25 protein-coding genes and 2 pseudogenes are annotated in these 26,090 nt (G+C 64.4%); 16 read left to right on the top strand and 11 right to left on the bottom strand.

Annotation, left to right across the window (positions count from 1 at the left end; genetic code table 11):
• Positions 1-143: 143 nt before the first annotated feature.
• The gene (locus VC352_RS08900) at positions 144-1,136 is read left to right on the top strand and encodes an alpha/beta hydrolase (RefSeq protein WP_322979217.1); all 993 of its coding nucleotides are present in this window, start codon (positions 144-146) and stop codon (positions 1,134-1,136) included.
• 82 nt (positions 1,137-1,218) lie between these two features.
• Here the strand turns inward: VC352_RS08900 and VC352_RS08895 are convergent.
• Positions 1,219-1,407: pseudogene (locus VC352_RS08895) on the bottom strand (DUF6316 family protein); the annotation flags it as partial.
• Positions 1,408-1,686: 279 nt separating this feature from the next.
• Here VC352_RS08895 and VC352_RS08890 point away from each other — a divergent pair.
• The gene (locus VC352_RS08890) at positions 1,687-2,655 is read left to right on the top strand and encodes a DMT family transporter (protein ID WP_322979216.1); all 969 of its coding nucleotides are present in this window, start codon (positions 1,687-1,689) and stop codon (positions 2,653-2,655) included.
• Positions 2,656-2,828: 173 nt separating this feature from the next.
• Here the strand turns inward: VC352_RS08890 and VC352_RS08885 are convergent, their stop codons facing one another.
• The 3 genes from VC352_RS08885 to VC352_RS08875 form a co-directional block, all read right to left on the bottom strand.
• Positions 2,829-3,446, bottom strand: a complete 618-nt coding sequence (locus tag VC352_RS08885) for an NAD(P)H-dependent oxidoreductase (RefSeq protein ID WP_322979215.1) — start codon at positions 3,444-3,446, stop codon at positions 2,829-2,831.
• Positions 3,439-4,833, bottom strand: coding sequence for a class II fumarate hydratase (locus tag VC352_RS08880; RefSeq protein ID WP_322979214.1), 1,395 nt, complete (start codon positions 4,831-4,833; stop codon positions 3,439-3,441). The genes VC352_RS08885 and VC352_RS08880 overlap by 8 nt, the downstream gene beginning before the upstream one ends.
• An 84-nt stretch (positions 4,834-4,917) precedes the next feature.
• Positions 4,918-5,928, bottom strand: coding sequence for a DUF2804 domain-containing protein (locus VC352_RS08875; protein WP_322979213.1), 1,011 nt, complete (start codon positions 5,926-5,928; stop codon positions 4,918-4,920).
• Between the two features lie 320 nt (positions 5,929-6,248).
• Between VC352_RS08875 and VC352_RS08870 the strand changes: the two genes are divergently transcribed.
• The 5 genes from VC352_RS08870 (at position 6,249) to VC352_RS08850 (ending at position 10,539) form a co-directional block, all read left to right on the top strand.
• On the top strand, positions 6,249-6,689 hold the full coding sequence (locus VC352_RS08870) for a DUF2059 domain-containing protein (protein WP_416340129.1): 441 nt from the start codon (positions 6,249-6,251) through the stop codon (positions 6,687-6,689).
• A gap of 3 nt (positions 6,690-6,692) precedes the next feature.
• Positions 6,693-6,986: a BolA family protein gene (locus tag VC352_RS08865; protein ID WP_322979211.1), complete on the top strand. Its 294-nt coding sequence runs from the start codon at positions 6,693-6,695 to the stop codon at positions 6,984-6,986.
• A 205-nt stretch (positions 6,987-7,191) separates the two neighbouring features.
• Positions 7,192-8,130, top strand: coding sequence for a rhodanese-related sulfurtransferase (locus VC352_RS08860; RefSeq protein WP_322979210.1), 939 nt, complete (start codon positions 7,192-7,194; stop codon positions 8,128-8,130).
• Positions 8,131-8,132: 2 nt separating this feature from the next.
• On the top strand, positions 8,133-8,765 hold the full coding sequence (locus VC352_RS08855) for a DsbA family protein (RefSeq protein WP_322979209.1): 633 nt from the start codon (positions 8,133-8,135) through the stop codon (positions 8,763-8,765).
• On the top strand, positions 8,758-10,539 hold the full coding sequence (locus VC352_RS08850) for an ABC transporter ATP-binding protein (protein WP_322979208.1): 1,782 nt from the start codon (positions 8,758-8,760) through the stop codon (positions 10,537-10,539). The genes VC352_RS08855 and VC352_RS08850 overlap by 8 nt, the downstream gene beginning before the upstream one ends.
• 321 nt (positions 10,540-10,860) lie before the next feature.
• Here VC352_RS08850 and VC352_RS08845 read toward each other — a convergent pair whose 3' ends face one another.
• Positions 10,861-11,724 carry a LysR family transcriptional regulator gene (locus VC352_RS08845; protein ID WP_322979207.1) on the bottom strand — a complete coding sequence of 288 codons (864 nt, stop codon included), beginning with the start codon at positions 11,722-11,724 and terminating at the stop codon, positions 10,861-10,863.
• A gap of 93 nt (positions 11,725-11,817) precedes the next feature.
• On the opposite strand from VC352_RS08845, the gene VC352_RS08840 reads away from it, so the two are divergent.
• The 9 genes and pseudogenes from VC352_RS08840 to VC352_RS25370 all read left to right on the top strand — a co-directional run bounded on the left by VC352_RS08840 (position 11,818) and on the right by VC352_RS25370 (position 20,994).
• Positions 11,818-12,555, top strand: coding sequence for a CTP synthase (locus tag VC352_RS08840; RefSeq protein ID WP_322979206.1), 738 nt, complete (start codon positions 11,818-11,820; stop codon positions 12,553-12,555).
• On the top strand, positions 12,552-12,878 hold the full coding sequence (locus tag VC352_RS08835) for an antibiotic biosynthesis monooxygenase (RefSeq protein WP_322979205.1): 327 nt from the start codon (positions 12,552-12,554) through the stop codon (positions 12,876-12,878). The genes VC352_RS08840 and VC352_RS08835 overlap by 4 nt, the downstream gene beginning before the upstream one ends.
• 234 nt (positions 12,879-13,112) lie before the next feature.
• Positions 13,113-14,195 (top strand): 4-hydroxyphenylpyruvate dioxygenase, encoded by a 1,083-nt coding sequence (gene hppD, locus VC352_RS08830; RefSeq protein ID WP_322979204.1) that lies wholly within the window; start codon positions 13,113-13,115, stop codon positions 14,193-14,195.
• 4 nt (positions 14,196-14,199) lie between these two features.
• A complete protein-coding gene (locus tag VC352_RS08825; protein ID WP_322979203.1) occupies positions 14,200-15,339 on the top strand; it encodes a homogentisate 1,2-dioxygenase in 1,140 nt (379 codons plus the stop codon).
• Positions 15,340-15,435: 96 nt separating this feature from the next.
• A complete protein-coding gene (locus VC352_RS08820; protein ID WP_322979202.1) occupies positions 15,436-16,416 on the top strand; it encodes a fumarylacetoacetate hydrolase family protein in 981 nt (326 codons plus the stop codon).
• Between the two features lie 66 nt (positions 16,417-16,482).
• Complete coding sequence (gene maiA, locus VC352_RS08815; RefSeq protein ID WP_322979201.1) at positions 16,483-17,133, top strand: maleylacetoacetate isomerase; 651 nt, start codon at positions 16,483-16,485, stop codon at positions 17,131-17,133.
• A 90-nt stretch (positions 17,134-17,223) separates the two neighbouring features.
• Positions 17,224-18,684, top strand: coding sequence for a sodium-dependent transporter (locus VC352_RS08810; RefSeq protein WP_322979200.1), 1,461 nt, complete (start codon positions 17,224-17,226; stop codon positions 18,682-18,684).
• Positions 18,685-19,038: 354 nt separating this feature from the next.
• Positions 19,039-20,136 (top strand): annotated as a pseudogene (locus VC352_RS25375) (HAMP domain-containing protein); the annotation flags it as partial.
• Positions 20,122-20,994 (top strand): methyl-accepting chemotaxis protein, encoded by an 873-nt coding sequence (locus VC352_RS25370; RefSeq protein WP_416340128.1) that lies wholly within the window; start codon positions 20,122-20,124, stop codon positions 20,992-20,994. The pseudogene VC352_RS25375 and the gene VC352_RS25370, both read left to right, overlap by 15 nt.
• A gap of 3 nt (positions 20,995-20,997) precedes the next feature.
• Here VC352_RS25370 and VC352_RS08800 read toward each other — a convergent pair whose 3' ends face one another.
• The 6 genes from VC352_RS08800 to VC352_RS08775 form a co-directional block, all read right to left on the bottom strand.
• On the bottom strand, positions 20,998-21,771 hold the full coding sequence (locus VC352_RS08800) for an SDR family oxidoreductase (protein WP_322979198.1): 774 nt from the start codon (positions 21,769-21,771) through the stop codon (positions 20,998-21,000).
• A 149-nt stretch (positions 21,772-21,920) separates the two neighbouring features.
• Positions 21,921-22,622 carry a tRNA (N6-threonylcarbamoyladenosine(37)-N6)-methyltransferase TrmO gene (gene tsaA, locus VC352_RS08795; RefSeq protein WP_322979197.1) on the bottom strand — a complete coding sequence of 234 codons (702 nt, stop codon included), beginning with the start codon at positions 22,620-22,622 and terminating at the stop codon, positions 21,921-21,923.
• A 10-nt stretch (positions 22,623-22,632) separates the two neighbouring features.
• A complete protein-coding gene (locus VC352_RS08790) occupies positions 22,633-22,839 on the bottom strand; it encodes a hypothetical protein (protein ID WP_322979196.1) in 207 nt (68 codons plus the stop codon).
• A gap of 116 nt (positions 22,840-22,955) precedes the next feature.
• A complete protein-coding gene (locus VC352_RS08785) occupies positions 22,956-23,666 on the bottom strand; it encodes an RNA pseudouridine synthase (protein WP_322979195.1) in 711 nt (236 codons plus the stop codon).
• 247 nt (positions 23,667-23,913) lie between these two features.
• Positions 23,914-25,236 carry a 30S ribosomal protein S12 methylthiotransferase RimO gene (gene rimO, locus VC352_RS08780; RefSeq protein ID WP_322979194.1) on the bottom strand — a complete coding sequence of 441 codons (1,323 nt, stop codon included), beginning with the start codon at positions 25,234-25,236 and terminating at the stop codon, positions 23,914-23,916.
• Positions 25,237-25,333: 97 nt separating this feature from the next.
• A complete protein-coding gene (locus VC352_RS08775) occupies positions 25,334-25,882 on the bottom strand; it encodes a cytochrome b (RefSeq protein WP_106733877.1) in 549 nt (182 codons plus the stop codon).
• Between the last annotated feature and the right edge of the window lie 208 nt (positions 25,883-26,090).

Raw genomic sequence — 26,090 nt, 5'->3', positions numbered from 1 at the left:
GATGTTCTGCCGCCGACCTCTCGTCACCGCGACAGTGACCGCTCGTCCTCCTTCATCAAACTGTCATGCGTGTGTGGCAGCGCCATCGAACGACTTTCACCAGAATCGCGTTTCAGTGGGGTTCTGCGTTTCTGGTGTTTTTCATGCGTGCATTCATTTTCATCGCCGCGCTGCTGTGCGGCCTGCCGTCCTTTGCGGCCAATCGTTGCGGCCTGTCCGAGCCGACCCGTTACGCGGATGTCGGCGACGTGCGCCTGGCTTACCAGAGCGTCGGCAGTGCGGGGGATCCGGCGCTGCTGCTGATCATGGGCCTGGGCGGTCAATTGATTCACTGGCCGGACGAGGTGGTCGAGCGCCTGTGCCAGCAGGGCTTTCGCGTGATTCGCTTCGACAATCGCGACGTGGGCCTGAGCAGTTGGCGCAAGCCGGTGCCGAGCATCAATCTGGGCTACGAAGTGGTGCGTTATCGCCTGGGCTTGTCGCTGGGCGCGCCTTATCACCTGCGTGATATGGCCGGCGATGCGCTGGGTCTGATGGACGCGTTGGGCATCGGCGACTTTCACGTACTGGGCGCGAGCATGGGCGGCATGATCGCCCAGCACCTGGCCGATATGGCGCCGCAGCGTGTGCTCAGCCTGACGCTGGTGATGACCAGCTCCGGCGCGCAGGGGTTGCCAGCCCCGAGCGATGCCTTGTTGCAACTGCTGGCGCGGCGCGAGGCCAGTAGCCGCGAGCAGGCGCTGGAGCAGCAGGCAGATCTGCTGGCGGCGCTGGGTAGCCCGGAGGTGCGGGATGATCGCCAGGCACTGCTGGCGCAGGCGCAGGTGGCCTATGACCGGGCGTTCAATCCGGAAGGTGTGCAGCGCCAGTTATTGGCGATTCTTGCCGAGCCGAGCCGGGTGGATCTGCTCAACCGCCTGCAGGTGCCGACCCTGGTCGTGCACGGTACGGCCGATCCCTTGCTGCCGGTGATGCACGGTGTGCACGTGGCCGCTCATATCCGGGGCTCGCAGTTGAAGTTGATTCCGGGGCTGGCGCATCGATTCCAGGACGCCTTCAAGGAGCCGCTGCTCGAAGCGGTGCTGCCTTACCTGGCGGTACATCGGGGTGACGACGCGCCGCTGGCGCATCTGTGAGACGAGAGCCTCAGTCGCTTAGCTCCGGTTTGCTCCGAGCGCTCCGGTACAGGCTGTCGATGTGCTCGTTGCTGTGCTTGAGCAGCCGCTCGGACATGCAGACGCGCTCGATGTAGGTGGCGATGCTGCGCTCCGCTTCGTAGCGGGAGCGGTAGGGGCCTTCCAGCGTGCCTTCGCGGGTCGAGAAGAAATACTGACCGTTGACCGAGCTGACGCGAGAGCTGCGGTAATAGGTGCCTGGCTGCGGGTCGACGCTGCGTTGGCCGATCATGATGAGCACCACGCTATAGGAAGGTGTGTTGATTTGAGTCTACTGGGCGGCGCTACGCCTGCCAGGCGAGACGACAGACGGTTGAAAATGGCCCTCAAACGCCTGTTTTTACTGGTTTTTCTGAAAAATGACGCCGGCAAAATGGCAGTCGTGACGCGGTGAGCGGTACAGTTTAGATCGAGTGCCAGGGGCAACTGTTACTGTGTCGGCCTCCATGCGTGCCCTAGAATGGTGCCTTGCGGTCGCGGCATCAGGCTCGACCGTCTGTTCGAGGTCTCCATGCACATCTCCTCTGGCCGTTGGCTCTACGGCCTGTCGCTTGCCCTGACCACCTCGCTGCTGTGGGGCATCCTGCCGATCAAGTTGAAAGAAGTCCTGCAGGTGATGGACCCAATCACCGTCACCTGGTATCGCCTAGCCGTCGCAGGCTCACTGCTGCTGGCCTATCTCGCTGCCTCCCGTCGTCTGCCGCGTTTCAGCTTGCTCGGCAGCAAGGGCCGCTGGTTGCTGGCCTTGGCCATCGGCGGACTGACCGCCAATTACGTGCTCTACCTGATGGGGCTCAACCTGCTCAGCCCGGGTACCACGCAGTTGGTCATCCAGGTCGCGCCCATTCTGTTGTTGATCAGCAGCGTGTGGGTGTTCCGCGAGCGCTTCAGCGTCGGCCAGGGGCTGGGTTTGGCCGTGATGCTGGTGGGGTTCGCCTTGTTCTTCAATCAGCGTCTGGACGAGTTGCTCACCTCGCTGACCGCCTATACGGCTGGGGTGCTGACCGTGCTGGCGGCGGCCTTCGTCTGGACGTTCTACGGGCTGGCGCAGAAGCAACTGCTGACCGCGTGGAATTCGGTGCAGGTGATGATGGTGATCTACCTCGCCTGCGCGCTGCTGCTGACACCCTGGGCGCAGCCGTTGCAGGCCCAGCAACTGAGCCCGATACAGGGCTGGCTGCTGCTGGCCTGCTGCCTCAATACCCTGGTGGCCTATGGCGCCTTTGCCGAGGCGCTGGCGCACTGGGAGGCGTCGCGGGTCAGTGCGACCCTGGCCTTGACGCCGTTGGTGACCTTCGTATCGGTGGCTCTGGCGGCGAGTTGGTGGCCGGATCACGTGCAGCCCGAGCAGGTCAACTGGATCGCCTACGGTGGCGCGCTGCTGGTGGTACTGGGCTCGGCGCTGACGGCGCTGGGGCCTTCGCTGTTGGCGAGCCTGAGGGCTCGCCGGGCCAGGCGTGTGCTATGCGAGTCGACGTGAGCAGGCAGGCCGCTGAAAACTACCTGCGTTGGCAATACTGCGTTAAAAACGCCCTCAAAATGCTCATTTACAACACGTAAAGTCGAGCGCGACTCCGAGCGTTTTTCGGTCGTTTTTGCGGGGCCGCCATTGGTATTGTCTTGCCTGCCTCGCCTACGTTTTTCAACGGCCTGCTAGACGCTGCTGCCCAGTTTCTCTGCCTTGCGTAGCCAGGCCTGACGTTGCTCCTCGCTGGAGGGGCGCACGGGGGCGAATTCGCTCAGGCGGCGTGTGCGAATCCCGCAGAAGCCGAGAATGGTGCGCACCATCTGCCGATGGGCCGGCGCGCCATAGATCCAACGGAAGTACCAAAGCGGGGTATCCAGGGTCACCAGAAGGTCGGCGCTGCGGCCGCTGAGCAGCTTGTCCCAGAGTTGCGAGCGGCCGCGGTACTTGAAGGCGAAGCCCGGCAGGAAAACGCGGTCGAAGAAGCCCTTGAGCAGCGCCGGCACGCCGCCCCACCAGACCGGATAGACGAACACCAGATGTTCGGCCCAGTGAATCAGGCGCTGCGCTTCGAGCAGATCCGGCTCCAGGTTCTGGCTCTGGTCGTAGCCGTCGCGCAGCACCGGATCGAACTGCAGCTCCCCCAGCTTCAGTTGGCGTACCACATGGCCCTTGTCGCGGGCCCCATGGCTGTAGGCGTCGGCCAGGGCGTGGCAGAGGCTGTCCTTTTTCGGCGTGCCGAGCACCAGCAGGATGCGCTTGCCGTCGCCTTCCAGCGGCGTGGCGCCGCTCTTGCCCTCAGTCATGCCGCCCGCTTCCGAGCATGTCTTGCGGTCGTACCCATTGGTCGAATTCCTCTTCGGTCAGGTAGCCAAGCTGCAGCGCTGCCTGGCGCAGGGTGCTGCCTTCGGCATAGGCCTTCTTGGCGATTTCGGCGGCCTTGTCGTAGCCGATGTGCGGGTTGAGTGCGGTGACCAGCATCAGGCCGTTCTCCAGATGCGCGGCCATTTGCCTGGCATCCGGTTGCAGATCGGCGATGCAGTGCTGCTGGAAGTTGCGGCAGCCGTCGCCCAGCAGGCGGATCGATTGCAGCAGGTTATGGATGATCACCGGCTTGAACACGTTGAGCTGCAAGTGACCCTGGCTGGCGGCGAAGCTGATGGTCGCGTCGTTGCCGAGCACCTGGCAGGCGAGCATCGACAGCGCTTCGCACTGGGTCGGGTTGACCTTGCCGGGCATGATCGAGCTGCCTGGCTCGTTGGCCGGCAGGCGCACTTCGGCGAAGCCGGCGCGTGGGCCGGAGCCGAGCAGGCGCAGGTCGTTGGCCAGCTTCATCAGCGCCACGGCCAGGGTCTTCAGCGCGCCGGAAAGTTGCACCAGCGGCTCATGGCCAGACAGTGCGGCGAACTTGTTCGGCGCGCTGGTCAAGGGCAGGCCGGTGAGGGCGGCCAGCTCGGCGGCGATGGCTTCGGCAAAGCCGGCTGGGGCGTTGAGGCCGGTGCCGACGGCCGTACCGCCCTGGGCCAGCTCGCAGACAGCGGGCAGGGCGGCGCGAATCGCCGCCTCGGCATGGCCGAGCTGGGCGACGAAGGCGGATAGCTCCTGACCGAAGGTGATGGGGGTAGCGTCCATCATGTGCGTGCGGCCGGTCTTGACCAGATTGGCATGGCGCTGCGCCTGCTCCTGCAGGCCATCGCGCAGCTCGGCCAGGGCCGGCAGCAGGCAGTGCTTGACGGCCTGCGCGGCGGCGATGTGCATGGCGGTGGGGAAGCAGTCGTTGGAGCTTTGCGCGCGGTTGACGTGGTCGTTGGGGTGCACCGGGCTCTTGCCGCCGCGCTGGCCGCCGGCCAGCTCGTTGGCACGCCCGGCGATCACCTCGTTGACGTTCATGTTGCTCTGCGTGCCGCTGCCGGTCTGCCAGACCACCAGGGGGAACTGGCTGTCATGCTGGCCATCGAGCACCTCGTCGGCGGCCTGTTCGATCAGGCGGGCGACGTCCGCCGGCAGCTCGCCGCTGCGGCTATTGACCCGCGCAGCAGCCTTCTTGATCAGCGCCAGGGCATGCAGCACCGCCAGCGGCATGCGCTCGGTACCGATGGCGAAGTTGATCAGCGAGCGCTGGGTCTGCGCGCCCCAGTAGGCGTCATTCGGGACTTCGATGGGGCCGATGCTGTCGGTCTCGGTGCGGCTCATGGCGTTCTCCAGGCAATGGCAGGATGGCTGGCAGTTTAGGTCGCTCCACGCTGGACTGGTTCCGCAACTTCTCTATCGCGGCGATTACCAGCGCGCGTGCGTCTCACCCAGCCAGCCCAGCGCACCGTCCACCGGCACGCGTTCGCCTTCGGGGCCTTTGAGCACGCCCGAGTAGTGACCGAACCACTGCCGGGTATCGGCATGGAAGGGGCCGAACTTGGGATGCGCGCGATGCAACTGGCGCGGCGTGAAGGTGAGCGCCACTCGTTCATCCTCGCTGTGCAGGTGCCAGGGTGCGAGGCCGGTGAGTGCCGATTGTTCGATATGCAGCGGGCTGGCCAGCGGCGATAGGCTGCCACCAAACCACAGGGTGTTTTCCGACAGGCCGCTGTATTCCAGCCAGCCGGAACCAAAATTGCCGGCGATACCGCCAGGCGCGGCGAATACGGCGCGTTGCCAGTGGCTGTGAAATGGCCAGACGCCACGGCCGAAGTCGAGCGCGGCGAAGCTCTGCCCCGGCGTGCAGTCGTAGCGGCGCAGCCCCAGTTGCACGCTGCCGACGGCCGGTAGCCCAACCTGCCGGCTGCAGGCGTGGAAGCCTCCATGGGCGAGCGGTGCTACTAGATTGAGCGAGTCCAGATGAACCGGGCGCTGAATGTCCAGCGCCACCTGCAAGGGCTGGCCGCCGATGTCCGGTGCGGCAGCGGTCAGGCGCAGACGGCCAGGGTGTTCGTCGATGCGCAGTTGCAGGCGCGGATGCAGGAACGCATGGCTGTCGAGTGGGCTGTCCGGCAGGCTGCAACCCATCCCGAACGGGCGTACCTGCGTGTGCGCCATCGCCTCGCCGCTTTCCAGATCGAGAAAGTAGGCGGCGCCATAACCGACGTAGTCGAGGTCGGCGAGGGTCAGCGAGAGCATCCATTGTGGGCTGGTGATGCACCAGTGGTTCCAGCGTTTGCGCCGCCCGGCATGACCATGCAGGGCGCAGTCGATCTGCGGGCGAGGCGACAGACCAATGGCTTCGGGCAGCAGTCGACCCTTGCTGTCGCACAGCGGCTGCGGCGTGAAGGCGAGGGGAGAGGTGAAACTGTTCATCGAGCACGTCCATGTGTGTGCCGGTCGGCGAGTCGCTCCGGTATCGGAGTCTGTTGCGAGTTCGCGGCGCAATGTCGCACAGCATGCCGATGGCTGCTCAGCATGGGCAAGTGCTGGCAGTTTGGCAACCGATCAATGGAGTGCGCCAGTAGGCGCAGAACCTGTGCGCTGGCGCACATCGCTTGAGAGAAAGCCGCATTGGGCACAAAATGCCGCCACCGCAGTCTACCCAGACTCATTCATCACAGTCGGAATCCTCCATGCCCCGTTTCCACCAGTTGTGCGCCGCGATCCTGCTCGGTACGTCCGCTTCCTTCGCCATGGCCGATGCAGCCAGCCATGCCGCTGACGCTGAGCGCTTCCTCAAGCTGGCGCATGCCGACAAGCTGACCGTACCGGTGTACGGCCAGGTGCAGCAGATGTTCGCCCAGCGTTTTGCCCAGGCGCCGAATGGCAAGCAGGCGGTGCTCGAGAGCTACCAGGCCAAGGCCAACGCCGCGCTGGACAAGGCCGTCGGCTGGGACAAGCTGAAGCCGGACATGGTCAAGCTATACACCAGCAACTTCAGTGAGCAGGAGCTCAAGGATCTGATCGCCTTCTACCAGTCGCCGCTGGGTCAGAAAGTGCTGCAGAAGATGCCGATGCTCACGGCGCAGTCCGCGCAGATCACCCAGGGCAAGCTGGAAACGGCGGTGCCCGAGGTCAACAAGCTGCTGGCGGACATGAGCAAAGAACTCGGTATCAAGCAATCCGCGGAGTGACGGATGTCCAAGCAAGCCCTGATCGAACAGTCCCTGAGCGCCCTGCAACCTGAACACCTGCAGGTGTTGGACGAGAGCCACATGCACAGCCGTGGCCTGGAGACTCACTACAAGGCGGTGATCGTCAGCCCGGTGTTCGCCGGCCTGAATGCGGTCAAGCGGCACCAGAAGGTCTATGCCACCGTGGGTGAGCTGATGGGGCAGATCCATGCCCTGGCGCTGCACACCTACACGCCAGAGGAGTGGGCGGCGCAGGGTGTGGCACCCGACTCGCCGACCTGTCGCGGCGGCCATTGATGTAGCGCGTATGCAATCCGGAGCGATTGGATGCCCAGCTCCGGAATGCATTCAAGCGACGCGACAGGCTGTCGCGCCTTGTCGCCAACTCACCCCCGGCGATTGGCCGCTTTGCTACAATCGCCCCGCGCCGGCCTGCTGAGCCGGCGTTTTTCATGCCCCCAACAGTCCGCCCTTTACGTGGGCGACCACTGAGAGAATCTTCATGACTGACAAGATCGTCGTCGCGGCGCTGTACAAGTTCGTCTCCCTGCCGGACTACCAGGCGCTGCGTGAGCCCCTGCTGCAAGCCCTCATCAATAACGGCATCAAAGGCACCCTGCTGCTCGCCGAAGAAGGCATCAATGGCACCGTGTCCGGCACCCGCGCCGGCATCGATGCGCTGCTCGCCTGGTTCCGTCAGGACGTGCGCCTGGCCGATATCGACCACAAGGAATCCTACTGCGACGAGCAGCCGTTCTATCGCACCAAGGTCAAGCTGAAGAAGGAAATCGTCACCCTCGGCGTGCCGGGCGTCGATCCCAACCAGCGCGTCGGCACCTATGTCGAGCCGCAGGACTGGAACGCGCTGATCAGCGATCCCGAAGTGCTGCTGATCGATACGCGCAACGACTACGAAGTGGCCATCGGCACCTTCGAGGGCGCCATCGATCCCAAGACCAAGTCGTTCCGCGAGTTCCCCGAGTACATCAAGGCCCACTTCGACCCGAGCAAGCACAAGAAGGTGGCGATGTTCTGCACCGGCGGTATCCGCTGCGAGAAGGCATCGAGCTACATGCTGGGCGAGGGTTTCGAGGAGGTCTATCACCTCAAGGGCGGCATCCTCAAATACCTCGAGGAAGTGCCGCAGGAACAGACCAAGTGGCAGGGCGACTGTTTCGTCTTCGACAACCGCGTGACCGTGCGCCATGACCTCTCCGAAGGCGACTACGATCAGTGTCATGCCTGCCGTAACCCGATTTCCGTGGAAGATCGTCAGTCCGAGTTCTACAGCCCCGGCGTGAGCTGCCCGCATTGCTGGGACTCGCTGCCGGAGAAGACCCGCGAAGGTGCCCGTGAGCGGCAGAAGCAGATCGAGCTGGCGCGCGCGCGCAACCAGCCGCATCCCATCGGCCGTAACCCGCGCCAACTCAACGAGGTGTGAGCATGGCCAGCCGCCTGCTTTATGTAATGGATCCGATGTGCTCCTGGTGCTGGGGGTTCGCTCCGGTAGTGGAGGCGCTGGCCGAGCAGGCGGCTGCCCACGGCGTACCGATGCACCTGGTGGCTGGCGGTCTGCGCCGCGACCAGGTGGCCATCGATGCCGCCGCGCGGGTGCGCTATCTGGGCTATTGGCAGGCGGTCAATGCCAGCACCGGGCAATTCTTCGATTTCGAGCGCGGCCTGCCGGAAGGGATGGTCTACGACACCGAACCGGCCTGCCGGGCGCTGGTCACCGCTCGCCAACTGGATGCCGAGAGCGCCTGGCCGCTGGCCCGGCGTATTCAGCAGGCGTTCTATACCGAAGGAGCGGACGTCACTCAGGGCGCGCAACTGGCGCAGTTGGCGCAGGATGCCGGCATCCCGCGTATCGAATTCGCCGAGGCGTTCGACAGCCTGGCCATGCGTGAGGCCACGGCTGCCGATTTCACCTGGGTGCAGGATCTCGGCATCGCCGGTTTCCCCACCTTGCTGGCCGAGCGCGATGGTCAACTGGCCCTGCTGACCAACGGCTATCAGCCGCTGGAGGTATTGGCGCCGCTGCTGGCGCGCTGGCTGGAGCGGGGGGCGCATGCCTGATCGGTTGAGCTGGGCGGAAATCCGTCGCCTGGCCCTGCGTCATCGCAAGGCACTGATTCTGGCCAATCTGGTCGCCGTACTGGCCACCTTGTGCAGTGTGCCGATCCCCTTGTTGTTGCCGCTGCTGGTGGACGAGGTGCTGCTGCGCGATGGCGACTCGGCGCTCAAGGTCATGGATCACTTCCTGCCCGACGCCTGGCAGTCGGCCGCCGGTTATATCGGCCTGATGCTGCTGCTGACTTTGTTGCTGCGTGGCTCGGCGCTGATCTTCAACGTGCTGCAGGCGCGCCTGTTCGCGCGGCTGTCGAAGGACATCGTCTACCGTATCCGCATTCGCCTGATCGAGCGGCTCAAGCGTATCGCCCTGGGCGAGTACGAAAGCCTCGGCGGTGGCACCGTGACCACTCACCTGGTCACCGATCTGGACACCCTGGACAAATTCATCGGCGACACCCTGAGCCGCTTCCTGGTGGCCATGCTGACGCTCGTGGGCACCTCGGCCATTCTTCTGTGGATGCACTGGAAGCTGGCGCTGCTGATTCTCCTGTTCAACCCGCTGGTGATCTACGCCACGGTGCAGCTGGGCAAGCGCGTCAAGCACCTTAAAAAGCTGGAGAACGACAGCACCGGGCGTTTCACCCAGGCGCTGACCGAGACCCTCGACGCCATCCAGGAAGTGCGTGCCGGCAACCGCCAGGGTTACTTCCTCGGGCGCCTCGGCGCGCGTGCGCAGGAGGTGCGCGACTACGCCGTGGCCTCGCAGTGGAAGAGCGATGCGTCGAACCGCGCCAGCGGCCTGCTGTTCCAGTTCGGCATCGACGTGTTCCGCGCCGCCGCCATGCTCACCGTACTGTTCTCCGATCTGTCCATCGGCCAGATGCTCGCGGTGTTCAGTTACCTGTGGTTCATGATCGGCCCGGTGGAGCAGTTGCTTAATCTGCAGTACGCCTTCTATGCCGCCGGTGGCGCGCTGACGCGCATCAACGAGTTGCTGGCGCGGCGCGACGAGCCGCAGTACGACGGCCGTGTCGATCCGTTCAAGGGGCGCGATACGGTTGGCATCGAGATCCAGGGGCTGACCTTCGCCTATGGCGACGAGCCGGTGCTCGATCGCCTCGACCTGTCCATCGCGCCGGGCGAGAAGGTGGCCATCGTCGGTGCCTCCGGCGGCGGCAAGAGCACCCTGGTGCAATTGCTGTTGGGGCTGTACACGGCGCAGGCCGGCACCATCCGCTTCGGTGGCAGCAGCCTGGAGGAAATCGGCCTGGATGGCGTGCGCGACAACGTCGCGGTGGTGTTGCAGCATCCGGCGCTGTTCAACGACACGGTGCGCGCCAACCTGACCATGGGCCGTGAGCGCAGCGATGAAGCCTGCTGGCAGGCGCTGCGCATCGCCCAGCTGTACGACACCATCGCTTCGCTGCCGCACGGGCTGGACAGCGTGGTCGGGCGCAGCGGCGTGCGCCTGTCTGGCGGCCAGCGTCAGCGCCTGGCCATCGCCCGCATGGTGCTGGCCGAGCCCAAGGTGGTGATTCTCGACGAAGCGACGTCGGCGCTGGATGCGGCCACCGAATACGCCCTGCATCAGGCGCTGGCGCAGTTCCTCGAAGGGCGCACCACGCTGATCATCGCCCACCGCCTGAGCGCGGTGAAACAGGCCGACCGTGTGCTGGTGTTCGATGGCGGCAGCGTGGCAGAGGATGGCGACCACCAGCAACTGATCGCCGAGGGCGGCCTGTACGCCAAGCTGTATGGGCATTTGCAGCAGGTGTGACGTGCCTATTCATCGCGGCTGAAGCGGAATGCCGCGCAGTGTTGTAGGGCGGGTGCAACCCGCCACAAATGGGTGGCGGGTTGCACCCGCCCTACGGTTCTACGCCCCTGCCCGTTAGGAGCGCTATGCGCTTTTGCGCAACCCATGCCCCCGGATTGCATCCGGGCTACAGAACCTTCTGGCCTGTCGCGGCTAAAGCCCCCCTACGCGGCATGACAGGTTGCTCCGCGCCTGTGGGAGTTCAGTGTAGGGCGGGTGCAACCCGCCATAAATGAGTGACGGGTTGCATCCGCTCTACGGATTCGTGGGCAACGCTTTGCCTCAGCCGTTGCTCATCAAGGCTTCGCTCAATTCCTCGAACAGGGTCTGCACCGAGCGCAGGGGGCGGCAGTCGGGGCGGGTCAGCAGCCAGAGTTCGGTGTCGCAGCCGGGCAAGGGGGCGCTCAGCGCACGTAGGTCCGGCTGGCTGCGCAGGATGAAGTCGGGCAGGGCGGCCACGCCGAGCCCAGCGCGGGTCAGTTGCGCCACGGCGTACATGCTGCTGCAGCGGTAGCTGGGCATGACCCCCGGCAGATCATGCAGACGCCAGAGCACCGTGGCGTGATCCGGCATTGACTCATCCGGGGCGATCCAGCTCTGTCGCGCCAGGTCGCTGCGATCCTGGCCATCGTCACGCGCGCACACCACGTAGGACACCTTGGCCAGGCGGCGGCCGACCAGATGCTCCGGCGGCTGGTTGGTCAGGCGCAGGGCCAGGTCGGCGTCACGCCGGCTGAGGTTGGCGAAGTCGTTGGAGGTGACCACTTCCAGCGACAACGCCGGATAGTTGGGCATGAAGCGCGCCAGCGCCGGCAGCAGCAGGCTGCTCAGCACCGCGTCGGTGCAGGTCAGGCGCACCGTGCCGCTGACCACCTGCTTGCCTTGTTCCAGCGCCACGCGTGCGGCATCCAGCGCCTGTTCGGCGCGTTCGGCCTGTTCGGCCAGGGCCCGCGCCGTTTCACTCGGCTCGTAGCCGCGCCGGCTTTTCTCGAACAGCGCCACGCCCAGGGCGGCTTCGAGGCGGCGCACGGCGCGAAATACCGTGGAAACGTCTACCTGGAGCAGCTCGGCCGCCCGTGCCAGTGAGCGGCCGCGCACCAGGGCGAGTACCAGGGAAAGGTCGGTGTGATCGATCTGATATTGCACGGCTGCAATCTCTGCTTGTCAGTACGCCAATTATTATTGCGCGAGCGCCATCTTATAGTGCCAGGCAGACCGCCATGCAAGAGGGGCAAAATCATGTACAGCAAGTGTCGAGTCAAGGTCGCCCTGGTGGGCGACTACAGTGCAGCCATCACCGCACACCGTGCCATTCCCGAGGCGCTGCGCCTGGCTGGGGAAGCGCTGGGGGTCGCGGTCGAATACGACTGGCTGGCCACGGAGCGCATTCTCGATGACGCGACCTTGCTGGCCTATGACGGTATCTGGTGCGTGCCGGGCAGCCCCTACGTCGCCACCGAGGGTGCGCTGCGCGCGATCCGTTTTGCCCGCGAGCAGGGCGTTCCCTTTCTGGGCACCTGTGGTGGCTTCCAGCATGCGCTGCTGGAATACGCCCGCAATCAGCTGGGGTGGACGGATGCCGAACATGCCGAGCTGTCGCCTCAGGCGCAAACGCCGCTGATCGCGCCGCTGGCCTGTGCCCTGCAGGATGTCAGCGAGCGCGTGCACCTGGTATCGGGCTCGCGTATCGCCGAGCTGTACGGGGTACGCGAGATCAGCGAGCAGTACCTGTGCCGCTATGGCCTCGACGATGCCTTCGTCGAGCCGCTGATGGCCCAGGCGCTGAAGGCTTCCGGGCATGACGAGGCGGGTGCCGTGCGTGCCATCGAGCTGGACGACCATCCCTTCTTCATCGCCACTCTGTTCCAGCCCGAGCGCGCTGCGCTGGAAGGGCGCCTGCCGCCGGTGGTCGCCGGCCTGGTCGGTGCCTGCGCGGTGCAATCGGTGCATGAAGCGCAGCAGGAAGCGGTGGCGTGATTGCCGCAACGCCCAAGCCACCTTATTACGTGGTGATGTTCACCTCGGTACGCACCGAGGTCGATGCCGGCTACGCCGAGGCGGCGCAGCGCATGCTGGAGCTGGCCGCGCGGCAGCCGGGCTTTCTCGGCGTGGAGTCGGCGCGCAGTGATGGCCTGGGCATCACCCTGTCCTATTGGCAGAGCGAGGAGGCCATTCGCGCCTGGCGCGAGCATGCCGTGCACAGTGCCGTTCGCGAACAGGGGCGCGCCGACTGGTATGCCGCTTTCACCACCCGGGTTGCCAAGGTCGAGCGGGCTTACGGTTTCGAACGCCCGGCGTGAGGGAGTGTGGTAAGTCGATCAACCATGATGTAAGGAAAATTTTACGGTTGGTCGGATTAGTCATCACCAACCAGTAGCTTACCGGTGGGTGTAAATAAAAATTGCCACTGCTGGCCTCGGCGGCTGTGGCAGGGTGTCGCAAGCCATCTTGAGTGTGCTTCTGCGCTCGGTTGTCATGAGGTTGTCCGCAACGCATTCGTGCGGCTGCCATAACAATGACAATCAGGAGGCGAGATGACCGCCGTGGCCAAGATCGAGCAGCACAACCCCATCGGAACCGACGGTTTCGAGTTCGTCGAATTCACCGCACCGAGTGCCGAAGGTATCGAGCAACTGCGCCAGTTGTTCACCGCCATGGGCTTCACCGAAACCGCCAAGCACCGCTCCAAAGAGGTGTGGCTGTTCCAGCAGAACGACATCAACATCGTGCTCAACGGCAGCCCTACCGGCCATGTGCGCGCCTTCGGCGAGAAGCATGGGCCCAGCGCCTGCGCCATGGCCTTCCGGGTCAAGAATGCCGCCCAGGCAGCCGCCTACGTCGAGCAGCAGGGCGCCACGCTGGTGGGCAGCCATGCCAACTTTGGCGAGCTGAACATTCCCTGCGTCGAGGGCATCGGCGGCTCGCTGCTGTATCTGGTCGACCGCTATGGTGACAAGAGCATCTATGACGTCGACTTCGAGTACATCGCAGGCCGCAGCGCTAATGACAACTCCGTCGGCCTGCAATGCATCGACCACCTGACCCACAACGTGCGCCGTGGGCAGATGGACGTCTGGTCAGGCTTCTACGAGCGCATCGCCAACTTCCGCGAGATTCGCTACTTCGATATCGAAGGCAAGCTCACCGGGCTGTTCTCCCGCGCAATGACCGCGCCGTGCGGCAAGATCCGCATTCCGATCAACGAGTCGGCCGATGACAAGTCGCAGATCGAGGAATTCATCCGCGAGTACCACGGTGAAGGCATCCAGCATATTGCCTTGTCCACCGACGACATCTACGCCACCGTGCGCCAGTTGCGCGCCAACGGCGTGGACTTCATGACCACCCCGGACACCTACTACGAGAAGGTCGATAGCCGCGTCGCTGGGCATGGCGAGCCGACCGATGTGCTGCGCGAACTGAACATCCTGATCGATGGCGCGCCTGGCGATGACGGCATCCTGCTGCAGATCTTCACCAACACGGTAATTGGCCCGATCTTCTTCGAGATCATCCAGCGCAAGGGCAATCAGGGTTTTGGCGAGGGCAACTTCAAGGCCCTGTTCGAGTCGATCGAAGAAGACCAACTGCGTCGCGGTGTGATCTCCGAGGAGTGATGCCATGAGCCGTCAATGGATCCGCTTTCCCCTACGTGAAGGCGAGTGCTCGCGTCAGGCGCACTGCGATCTGCCGCAGGGCACCTACGAGCGCGAGATGGGCCGTGAGGGCTTCTTCGGCCCCACCGCGCATCTTCACCACAAGCATCCGCCCACCGGCTGGATCGACTGGGAAGGCCCGCTGCGCCCGCATGCCTTCAACTTCAACGACATCCCCAGCGAGCGCGACTGCCCGCTGGCGGCGCCGCTGACCCTGCACAACGCCGACGTCAAGCTGCGCGTATGGCGCACTCACGGCGCCATGCGCCATCTGATGCGCAATGCCGATGGCGACGAGCTGCTGTTCGTGCATGAAGGCAGCGGGCATTTCTATTGCGACTTCGGCCATCTGGAATACCGCGACGGCGACTACCTGCTGATCCCCCGCGGCACCGCCTGGCGTATCGAGGCCAGTACGCCGAGCTACTTCCTGCTGATCGAGAACACCGACGGCGCTTATCAGTTGCCGGACAGGGGCCTGCTCGGCCCGCAGGCGATCTTCGACCTGGCGGTGCTGGAACACCCGCATATCGATGACGCCTTCAAGGCGCAGCAGGACGAGAACACCTGGCAGATCCGCATCAAGCGGCGCGGCCAGATCAGCACCGTGACCTACCCCTACAACCCGCTGGATGTGGTCGGCTGGCATGGCGACAACACCGTGGTGCGCCTGAACTGGCGTGACATTCGTCCGTTGGTCAGCCATCGCTACCACCTGCCGCCGTCGGTACACACCACCTTCGTAGCCAACGGATTCGTGATCTGCACCTTCACCCCGCGCCCGGTGGAGTCCGACCCCGGCGCGCTCAAGGTGCCGTTCTTCCATAACAACGACGACTACGACGAAGTGCTGTTCTACCACCGTGGCAACTTCTTCAGCCGCGACAACATCGAGCAGGGCATGGTCACCCTGCACCCGTGCGGTTTCCCCCATGGGCCGCACCCCAAGGCGCTGAAGAAGAGCCAGGAAGATCCGGCCACCTTCATTGACGAGGTGGCGGTGATGATCGATACCCGCCGCGCCCTGGAAGTGGGCGATGCTGCTGCTGCGGTGGACGTTGCCGAGTACGTCAATTCCTGGCGTGCGCCGGGTACACAAGCTTAAGGGTGGGCACCAATCGTTCCCTCTCCCCCGGCCCCTCTCCCACAAGTGGGAGAGGGGAGAACAGCCCGCACGCGAACAGACGAATAGGTAGGAACCATGAAACTCGCATCACTGAATCAAGGCCGCGATGGCGTGCTGATCGTCGTTTCCCGCGACCTGAGCCGCGCCGTGCGCGTGCCGAAAATCGCCGCCACCCTGCAGTCCGCGCTGGACGACTGGGCCGTCGCACGGCCGAAACTGGAGGCGGTCTACCAGCGCCTCAACGACGGCCTAGAGGAGGGCGCCTTCGTCTTTGACGAGGCGGCCTGTCACAGCCCCTTACCACGTGCCTATCACTGGGCCGACGGCAGCGCCTACGTCAACCACGTCGAACTGGTGCGCAAGGCGCGCGGCGCCGAGATGCCGGAAAGCTTCTGGCATGACCCGCTGATGTACCAGGGCGGCGCCGATGCCTTCATCCCGCCGCACAGTCCGATCCGCCTGGCAGACGAAGCCTGGGGCATCGATCTGGAAGCCGAGCTGGCGGTGATCACCGACGACGTGCCGATGGGCGCCACGTCAGCCGAAGCGGCCGGGCATATCCGCCTGCTGATGCTGGTCAACGACGTGTCGCTGCGCAACCTGATCCCTGGCGAGTTGGCCAAGGGCTTTGGTTTCTACCAGAGCAAGCCGTCGTCGAGCTTCTCCCCGGTGGCCATCACCCCGGACGAACTGGGCGAGAGCTGGAAGGACGGCAAGGTGCACCGGCCGCTGGTGTCGCAGATCAACGGCGCGCTATTCGGCCAGCCGGATGCCGGTGTGGACATGACTTTCAACTTCCCGACCCTGGTGGCCCACGCGGCCAAGACCCGGCTGCTGGGCGCCGGCACCATCATCGGTTCGGGCACGGTCTCCAACTACGACCGTAGCGCCGGCTCCAGCTGCCTGGCAGAGAAACGCATGCTGGAGATCGTCGAGTCGGGCGAGGCGAAGACGCCGTTCCTCAAGTTCGGCGACCGGGTGCGCATCGAGATGTTCGATGCGTCTGGCCAGAGCATCTTCGGTGCCATCGACCAGGTGGTGGAGAAATATGAGTAGCCCGGATGAAATCCGGGAAATTTCCAGGCCAGCCCCGGATTGCATCCGGGCTACGGGGGATGATCGATGCTGAAGCTCTACGGATACTGGCGCTCCAGCGCCGCCTATCGTGTGCGTATCGCCCTCAACCTCAAGGGCCTGGCTTACCAGCAGGTGCCGGTGCATCTGGTCAAGGATGGCGGCCAGCAGTACGGCGCCGACTACCGCTCGCTGAACCCGCAGGGCCTGCTGCCGCTGCTGGTGGACGAGGAAAACGGCGGCGTACGCATCGCCCAGTCACTGGCGATCATCGAATACCTCGAAGAAATCTTCCCGGTGCCGGCGCTGTTGCCGGGTGATCCGGCCGAGCGTGCGCAGGTGCGGGCGCTGGCGCTGCATATCGCCTGCGACGTGCACCCGTTGAACAACCTGCGCGTGCTGCAGTACCTGTCCTCTGAACTGGGCGTCTCCGACGAGGCGAAGAACGCCTGGTACCGGCACTGGGTCGCGCTCGGTCTGACCGCCGTGGAGGAGGGCTTGGCCGTATTCGACGGGCGTCTCTCTCTTGGCGAGCGGCCTGGATATCTGGAGGCCTGCCTGATCCCGCAGCTGTATAATGCGCGCCGTTTTAACTGTGACCTTGCCGCGTACCCACGCATTGTCGCCATGGCGGCGCGCTGTGAACCCCTGGAGGCCTTCCGACTGGCCGCACCGGAGGTACAAGCCGACGCTCAGTGACACCTTCGGCTTCATCCAAGCCTTGCATTCCGCTGCGCCACAAGTGCGGCGGGTTCGATTCCGTCACAGATAAAAACAAACAGGTGACGCATGACCCGTGAAAAACCCAAGAACCTCTGGCTCTCGCGCTGGGGTTTCATCCTCGCTGCAACCGGCTCGGCCGTCGGCCTGGGCAATATCTGGAAATTCCCCTACATCACCGGCGAGTACGGCGGCGGCGCCTTCGTGCTGATGTACCTGGCGTGCATCCTGGCCATCGGTATTCCGGTGATGATGACCGAGATCGCCATCGGCCGCCGTGGCCGTGGCAGTCCCATCGATGCCATCGGCCGGGTGGTGCGCGAGAATGGCGGCAACCCGCTGTGGAAGGCGGTCGGCGGGATGGCCATGCTCGCCGGTTTCATGATCCTGTGCTTCTACGTGGTCGTTGCCGGTTGGGCCTTCGCCTATACGTGGAAGATGCTCGACGGCTCGCTGGCCGCCACCAGCGTCGAAGCGCTCGGTGGAGTGTTCGAGGCGCACAACGCCAACCCCTGGCAACTGGGCGGCTGGAGCGTGCTGGTGGCGTTGCTGACCTTGTGGATCGTGGCCAAGGGTGTGCAGCAGGGCATCGAGAACGCAGTGCGCTGGATGATGCCGGGCCTGGCCCTGATGCTTGTCGCGCTGGTCGGCTATGCCTTCACCAGCGGTAGTTTCAGTGCAGGCTTCGGTTTCCTCTTCCACTTCGATGCCTCGAAGATCACCGGCGAAGCACTGTTGGCGGCACTGGGTCACGCCTTCTTCACCCTGAGCCTGGCCTCGGGCGCCATTCTCACCTACGGCTCCTACCTGCCGGATGGCCAGTCCATCGCCCGCACCACCTTCATGGTCGCCATCTGCGACACCCTGGTGGCGCTGCTCGCCGGCCTGGCGATCTTCCCGATCATCTTCGCCAACGGCATGAGCCCGAGTGCCGGGCCGGGGCTGATCTTCATGAGCCTGCCATTGGCCTTCCAGCAGATGCCGTTCGGCACGGTGTTCGGCGTGCTGTTCTTCGCCATGGTATCCATCGCCGCGCTGACCTCGGCGATCTCCATGATCGAAGCCACCGTGGCCTACCTGAACGAGAAGCACGGCATCAGCCGTTTGCGCGCGGCAATCGGTGCTGGCGCGGTGCTGCTGGTGATCAGCCTGCTGGCCATGCTGTCGTTCAACCTGCTGGCGGGCTGGACGCCGCTGGGCAAGAACTTCTTCGACTGGCTCGATTACCTGACCTCGCGCTGGATGATGCCGCTCGGGGGCATCTTCATGGTGGTGCTGGCTGGGTATGCACTGCGCTGCGACATCCTGCGCGAAGAACTGAACCTGCCGCCGGCCGGCTATGCCCTGTGGCTGTTCATGGTGCGTTATGTCAGCCCGGTGCTGATCCTGGTGGTGTTCCTCCATGCGCTGGGCTGGCTGATGTTCGACCCGGTGGCGCAGTGGTACTGGATAGCCGGCGCCATGGGCCTGCTGGCAATTGTCGGTGAGCTGGCGCGGCCACGCGTGGTGAGCGTTCTGGTCAGTCGCTGAGCCGTAATGCATGTCCGCTCAAGGCGCAGCTTCGGCTGCGCCTTTTGCGTTTGATGAGGAGCTGGCGGCAAACCGCCAGTGCGGCGCCCGGTTTGAGCGGATTATTGCCGTTGCTTCTGGGCGAGCGCCCGATACGGTCTATAGTTCCTGAACCTCTCTGGCCAAATGCCTGCATCAAGCACTGGGGCTTCGCTGCCGATAGCCTTCACGTAGCCAGGCTATCGCTGGCAAGGCCAGCGCAGCTGCGAGGAGCACCTGTTCTGGCCAGCCTGGGCCTGGCACAGGGGTTGCCTTGTTTACCGGTCAAGTCGCGCCCAAGAGCGCGTTCGAATAAGAAGAATCCTGGAGTGCCTTATGTTCGAATCTGCCGGACGCCTGTTGGCCAACCTTTCCGTTGGCAAGAAACTGATCTGTGGCTTTGGCCTGGTGTTGCTGCTGACAGCGGCGATGACGGGTATCGGTTTTCTCGCCGTGCAAGCCGTCCTCCTCGGTCATAAACAGGTAGGGGAGTTGGCCGAGATCAATATGGAGGTGCTTCAGGCTCGCCGTCTGGAGCGCAACTTCGCCATCGAGCAGACCCCTGAGAGCGCGGCGCGAGTGCGCGAAAGCCTGAACAAGGTGCTGGCCTCCCTGGAGCAATTCGGGCAGGCCGCCGGCCTGGCCGATGGCGAGCGCATCCGTACCATGCAGCAGGCCGTTGCTGAGTACATGAAGCAGTTCGACAGCTATGTCGACCTGCAGGACAAGGCGCGTTCGGCCCGTCAGGACATGAGCACCGCAGCGGGGGAAACGCGCGATCAATTCGAGGTGATCGAACTGGACATGTACGACGCCGTCCGCGAGCTGCGCCTGCAGGGCGACCGACTGCGTGGCAGCGATCCGCTCACCCTGGCCGAGACCGCATCCGGCCTGAGCAAGCGCATGCTCGACCTGCGCAGCCAGGAGAACCTGTACATCATCGATGGCTCGGCCGAGGCCCTGGAAGAGTGGAACTACATCAGCGAAGACCTGCAGACCGTGGCGCGCAGCCTGATGGTCTGGCTGAACGACGAACAGAAAGCCTCGATCGAAAAAGCCTTGCAGGCACTGACGGTCTATCAGCGCTCCTTCCAGTACTACCAGCAGTTGCGTGAGCAGAACAAATCGACGGAAAGCGCCATGATCGAGCGTGCGCGTTCGGTCATCAGCCTGGCCAAGGCCGCTCAGACCAGCGCCGATGAGGCCATGATCGCCGATAGTCACCGCGCGCAACTGATGCTCGGGGTAATGGGCGCGGCGGCTATCGTGCTCGGCCTCTGCGCGGCGCTGCTGATCACCCGCCTGATCGTCGTGCCCTTGCGCCAGACCGTGGGTTTTGCCGAGCGCATCGCCGCCGGCGACCTCAGCCAGGACATTCCGCAGAACCGCCGCGATGAGCTGGGGCAATTGCTCGCTGCCATGCAGGGCATGACCAGCAGCCTGCGTACGCTGGTCGGGCGTATCGGCGGTGGTGTTGGGCAGATCGCCGCCGCCGCCGAGCAGCTGTCCACCATCACTGCGCAGACCAGTGCCGGGGTGCAGACGCAGAAACTGGAAACCGAGCAGACCGCCACCGCCATGCACCAGATGGCCGCCACCGTGCAGGAGGTGGCGCAGAACGCCGAGATGGCCTCGCACGCCGCGCAGGATGCCGACCGTGAGGCGCAGCAGGGCAATCGCGTCGTGCAGCAGGCGGTGGATCAGGTCGACAGTCTGGCGGCCGAGGTGGAGCAGTCAGCCGAAGCCATTGCCGCGCTGGATCGCGAGAGTGGTCGCATCAGCAGTGTGTTGGAGGTGATTCGCGGCGTCGCCGAACAGACCAACCTGCTCGCCCTCAATGCCGCCATCGAAGCGGCGCGAGCCGGCGAGCAGGGGCGTGGTTTCGCCGTCGTCGCCGATGAGGTGCGGGCACTGGCCAAGCGTGCCCAGGACAGCACCGAAGAAATCGAGGGCCTGATCGCGGGCTTGCAGCGCATGGCCAAAGGCGCGGTGCAGCAGATGGACAGCAGCCGCGAGCTGACCCGGCGTACCGTCGAGCTGGCCGGGCAGGCGGGGGATGCGCTGGGCCGTATCACCCAGGCCGTCAGCACCATCGAGCAGATGAACCAGCAGATCGCTGCGGCTGCCGAGGAGCAGAGTGCGGTGGCCGAGGCGATCAACGAGAGCGTGACACGCGTGCGCGACATCGGTGAGCAGAGCGCAGCGGCCAGCCAGCAGACGGCGGCGTCCAGCGCCGAACTGGCCCGTCTGGGTGGCGAGTTGCAGGGCCTGGTGCGGCAGTTCCGCACCTGATCCTCAGCCCAGGTGGAAGCCCCCGTCGATGGGGATGATGGCGCCGGTCATGTAGGCACCGGCGCTGCCCGCCAGGCTCAGCGCCAGTGCGGCCATTTCCTCTTCACGGCCCCAGCGCTTCATCGGGATCACCGCCGTATCGGCGGCCAGCGCGGCTTCATCCTCGGCGATGAAGCGGGTCATCTTGCTCGGGAAGCGCCCTGGCGCGATCACGTTGACGTTGATGTGCTCACCCACCAGCTCCTTGGCCAGCATGCGTGACAGCTGGTGCAGCGCGGCTTTGCTCGGGCCATAGGCGTAGGCCTGTTCGCCCATGGCGCTGATGCCGGCCACCGAACCGATGTTGATCACTCGCGCCGGGCAGTCCGCCGAACCAGCCTTGCGCAGCAGCGGCAGCAGTTGCTGGATGCAACCGAACACCGAGGTGACGTTGAGCTGCATGACTTTTTCGAAGCCCTTGGCCGGGTAACTTTCCAGCGGCGCACCCCAGGTGGTGCCGGCGTTGTTGACCAGAATATCCAGCTTGTCGATGCGTCTGTTCAGTTCGGCAGCCAGTGCCTGTACGCCTTCCTCGCTGGAGAGGTTGGCGGCCATCCCGGTGCACTGGCCCAGGGCTGATAGTTCGGCGGCAGTCTGCGCGCAGGCTTCGCCATCACGGGCGCAGACATAGACGTGGGCGCCGGCTTCGACGAAGGCCTTGGCGATCATCAGGCCGATGCCACGGGTGCCACCGGTGACCAGGGCGATGCGCCCGGCAAGGGAAAAGTAGGGATGCATGCAATGGCCTCGTTGAGTGATGAGGCCTTCACCCTAGAGGCTGGCTGTCGGGAAAGCAGGCATCATTGCCGGCCGAAATGACACCTCATGCGTTTTTCTGGTCGCGGCTGAAGCCCCTCCCACGCAATCAGAACTCTGTGGGAGGGGCTTCAGCCGCGACCCGCCATCTGCACATCCAGCACGCGAATACACCCCGGCTCCGGGTAATGCCAGTGCACGTCGAGATCCCAGAAGCGCGCGCCATAGCGCCGTTCGGGTTGTGGTTGCTGATAAGCCGGGCGCGGATCCTGCGCCAGACACTGTTCGATCAGCGCCACCAGGGGTTCACCCAGACGCTGTCCGTGGCGTCGAGCGGCTGCCAGGGCGTCGTCCTGCCAGTCCACCGGAATAAGCGGCGGCGGTGCGTCAGCCATGCCGTTGTGCGCATCCGCCACGCTGTCGGCGTAAGGCACGTAGGGCTTGATGTCGAGCACCGGGGTGCCATCGAGCAGGTCGATGCCCGACAGATGCAGACGGCCTGGTTCCACGCGTTCCAGGCGTACCACCGACTGGCCGATGCCGTTGGGACGATGGGTGGCACGGGTGCTGAATACGCCGACGGATTGGTTACCGCCCAGACGCGGCGGGCGCACCTTCAGGCGTGGCTTGTCTTCCAGTGCCTGGTGGAAAAGGAACAGCAACCAGACGTGGCTGACCTGTTCCAGGCCCTGCACGGCTTCGCCCTGATCGAACGGCGGCAGCAGTTCCAGCACGCCGCGTGCGGCGGGAGCCAGGTGTGGCTGACGGGGGATGGCGAATTTTTCCTTGAAGCAGGAACGGACGATACCGACTGGGGAAACCTGATGCTGCATGCTGACCTGCTTAGCGACGGTTGACCGGAGCGTCGTACGCTTCCCGGCAGCCGGCGTCGCGGAAGGGACCGGTAAAACGCTCCCAGCCGTCGCCTGGGCTGGTCTGGGCGCAGGTCAGGTGGCCATCGATCTTGCTCTGCCAGAGAAAGAAGGGCGCAGGCGCAGCGAAGCCGGGCAGGCTGAGCGCGAGCAGGGCAGTGAGTAACAGCGTACGCATGGGGGCTCCTGTGCGGATAGCGTGTAGGGCGGGTACAACCCGGCGGATAGGCTATGGCGGGTTGCACCCGCCCTACGGCTAAGGCATTTAGAGGCTTAGCCTACTACAGCCCTGCTTCAGAAGCGTTCCTTCTCGCCCAGGTAGCGCCACTGTCCGGCTGGCAGTTTGGCCATCGGCACGCCGCCGACACGGATGCGCCTCATCGCCTTGATGTGCAGGCCCAGCGCCTTGCAGAGCTGTTGCAGCAGATCGGGAGCGGGGTTCTTCAGGGCGAAGCGCAGGCGCTGCTCGCTCTGCCAACTGGCCTTGCACGGCGGAAACTGCGTGCCCTTGTGGATCAGGCCCTTCTTCAGCCGTTCGAAGATGCTGGCCGGCAGCTCGCCGGTGACATCGACCAGATACTCCTGCTCCAGCTTGGTGCCGTCCTCGCGCAGCTTGCGCTGGGCGCGCCAGTCCTGGCTGAGGATCACCAGGCCGCTGGCGCCGTTCTGCAGCGGCAGGCTCTGCTCCTGGCGCAGGAAATGGCCATGCAGGATGCGCTGCGCGTGCGGGTCTTCTTCCCAGTGGTGCTCGCGCATCAGCAGATGCTGCAACTGTGCGGCGCTGGTGCCCGCCGGGCAGTGCACCAGCAGCGTCACGGGCTCTACCGCTTCAAGCGTGGCATCGGGGTGCAGCTCGACACGCTGATCCTCGACCTTGAACTGCGGCGCCTCGACTACCTGGCCGTCCACCGTCACCCAGCCGCCAGTGATGTACAGATCGGCCTCGCGGCGCGAGCAGCCGAAGAGTTCGATGACGCGTTTGGACAGGCGGGTGGGTTCGCTCATGGTGGTGCTCGATAAAAAGAAGGGCATTGTACCGGCAAGGCGCCGGGGTGGCCGGAAAGAAAAAGCCCCGCGTACACAGACCGTGTGAAAACGTAGCGAGCGAAGGTCAGGCAAGGCAAAAAGCGGCGAAAAAGCGCAGTTTACGAGCTGTAAATGAGCATTTTGAGCCGTTTTTTAACGCAGCATGGCCGAGCGCAGTAGTTTTCACACAGTCTGGTGCGGCGGGGCTCTTCAGGCGGGCGTTGGATCAGACCAGCTCGCCCCACATATCGTACTCGTCGGCATCGACGATGCGCACGCGCACCTTGTCGCCCGGCTTGACGTTGGTGGAGTCGATGAACACGCTGCCGTCAATCTCCGGGGCGTCGGCCCAGGAGCGAGCCACGGCGCCTTCGCCGTCCACTTCGTCGATCAGCACGTCCATCTCCAGGCCGATCTTGGCCTGCAGGCGCGCGGAGCTGATCGCCTGCTGGTGCGCCATGAAGCGCTCCCAACGCTCCTGCTTGACGTCGTCAGGCACCACGTCCAGGCCCAGGTCATTGGCGGGGGCGCCTTCTACTGGCGAGTACTGGAAGCAGCCAACGCGGTCGAGCTGCGCTTCGGTCAGCCAGTCCAGCAGGTACTGGAAGTCTTCTTCGGTCTCGCCGGGGAAGCCGACGATGAAGGTGGAGCGAATGGTCAGCTCCGGGCAGATCTCGCGCCACTTCTTGATGCGTGCCAGGGTCTTATCTTCGAAGGCTGGGCGCTTCATCGACTTGAGCACTTTCGGGCTGGCGTGCTGGAAGGGAATGTCCAGATACGGCAGCAGCTTGCCAGCCGCCATCAGCGGGATCACGTCGTCGACGTTGGGGTACGGGTAGACGTAGTGCAGGCGCACCCACACGCCCATGGAGGACAGCGCTTCGCACAGTTCGAGCATGCGCGTCTTCACCGGCTGGCCGTTCCAGAAGTCCAGCTTGTACTTGAGATCGACGCCATAGGCGCTGGTGTCCTGGCTAATCACCAGCAGTTCTTTCACGCCGGCCTTGACCAGACGCTCGGCTTCGCTGAGCACATCGCCCACCGGGCGGCTGACCAGCTTGCCGCGCATGGACGGGATGATGCAGAAGCTGCAGGTATGGTTGCAGCCTTCGGAAATCTTCAAATAAGCGTAGTGACGCGGCGTGAGCTTGATGCCCTGCGGCGGCACCAGATCGATCAGCGGGTTGTGCTCGGTCTTAGGCGGGATGACCTCGTGCACCGCATTGACCACTTGCTCGTACTGCTGCGGGCCGGTGACGGCCAGCACGCTCGGGTGCACGTCGCGGATGCTGTCTTCGGCCACGCCCATGCAGCCGGTGACGATCACCTTGCCGTTTTCCGCCAGGGCTTCGCCGATGGCGTCCAGCGACTCGGCCTTGGCGCTGTCGATGAAGCCACAGGTGTTGACCACCACCACGTCGGCATCCTGGTAGGTCGGTACGATCTCGTAACCTTCCATGCGCAGTTGGGTCAGGATGCGTTCGGAGTCGACGGTCGCTTTCGGGCATCCGAGCGAGACGAAGCCGACTTTCGGGGTGGCGGTGGACATGCGGGCTAACCTCTAACGGGCGCCTTGTGGGCGCCTCTGATCAAAAAGTGCGCAATTCTAGCGGCGGATCGGGCACTTGACCAGAGGCGCTTTCACCTCAATTACGCCCGGGCAGCATGCGCGTCAGGGTGTTATCGCGTACGACGTAATGGTGATACAGCCCGGCGACCGCGTGCAGGCCGATCAGCCAGTAGCCGGCGCTGCCCGCCAGCTCGTGCAGTTCCTTGATTTGTCCGGCCAGTGCCTTGTCCGGGCCGATCAGCGCCGGCAGCTCCAGGCCGAAGAAGGGGATGGGCTTGCCGGCGGCGCTGAGGATCAGCCAGCCGGCCAGTGGCGCGCCAATCATCAGGGCGTACAGCGCCAGGTGCATCAGCTTGGCGATCAGGTGCTGCCAGCTCGGTGGTGCGGGCTCGATGGCCGGAGTAGGGCTGAGGGCGCGTGCCAGCAAACGCAGCCAGACCAGAGCGAATACGCTCAGGCCAAGCATGAAGTGCCATTGCTTGAGCAGCTCACGGGTGTCGCTGCCCTTGGGGAAATTGCCCTTGAGTTCGATGCAGGCGTAAACGGCGGCGATCAGGATCAGCATCAGCCAGTGCAGGCCAATGGACAGGCTTCCATAGCGTGGTGGGGTGTTCTTCCAGTTCATACAGGCTTCCTCGGTCAATGTCCTGCATCTGCGGCAGGTACTCCAAGGATAGGCCGGTCTGGCTTAAGCGAAGCTGAGGAAGATCAATAGCCGGAAACGAAAAAGGCCACTCGATTGAGTGGCCTTTATCTGAAGGTGGTTGCGGGAGCAGGATTTGAACCTACGACCTTCGGGTTATGAGCCCGACGAGCTACCAGACTGCTCCATC

Source organism: Pseudomonas sp. C11, assembly GCF_034683865.1.
GTDB lineage: Bacteria > Pseudomonadota > Gammaproteobacteria > Pseudomonadales > Pseudomonadaceae > Aquipseudomonas.
The sequence above is the reverse complement of the archived record's forward strand: the minus strand, read 5'-3'. Positions and strand labels throughout refer to the sequence as shown.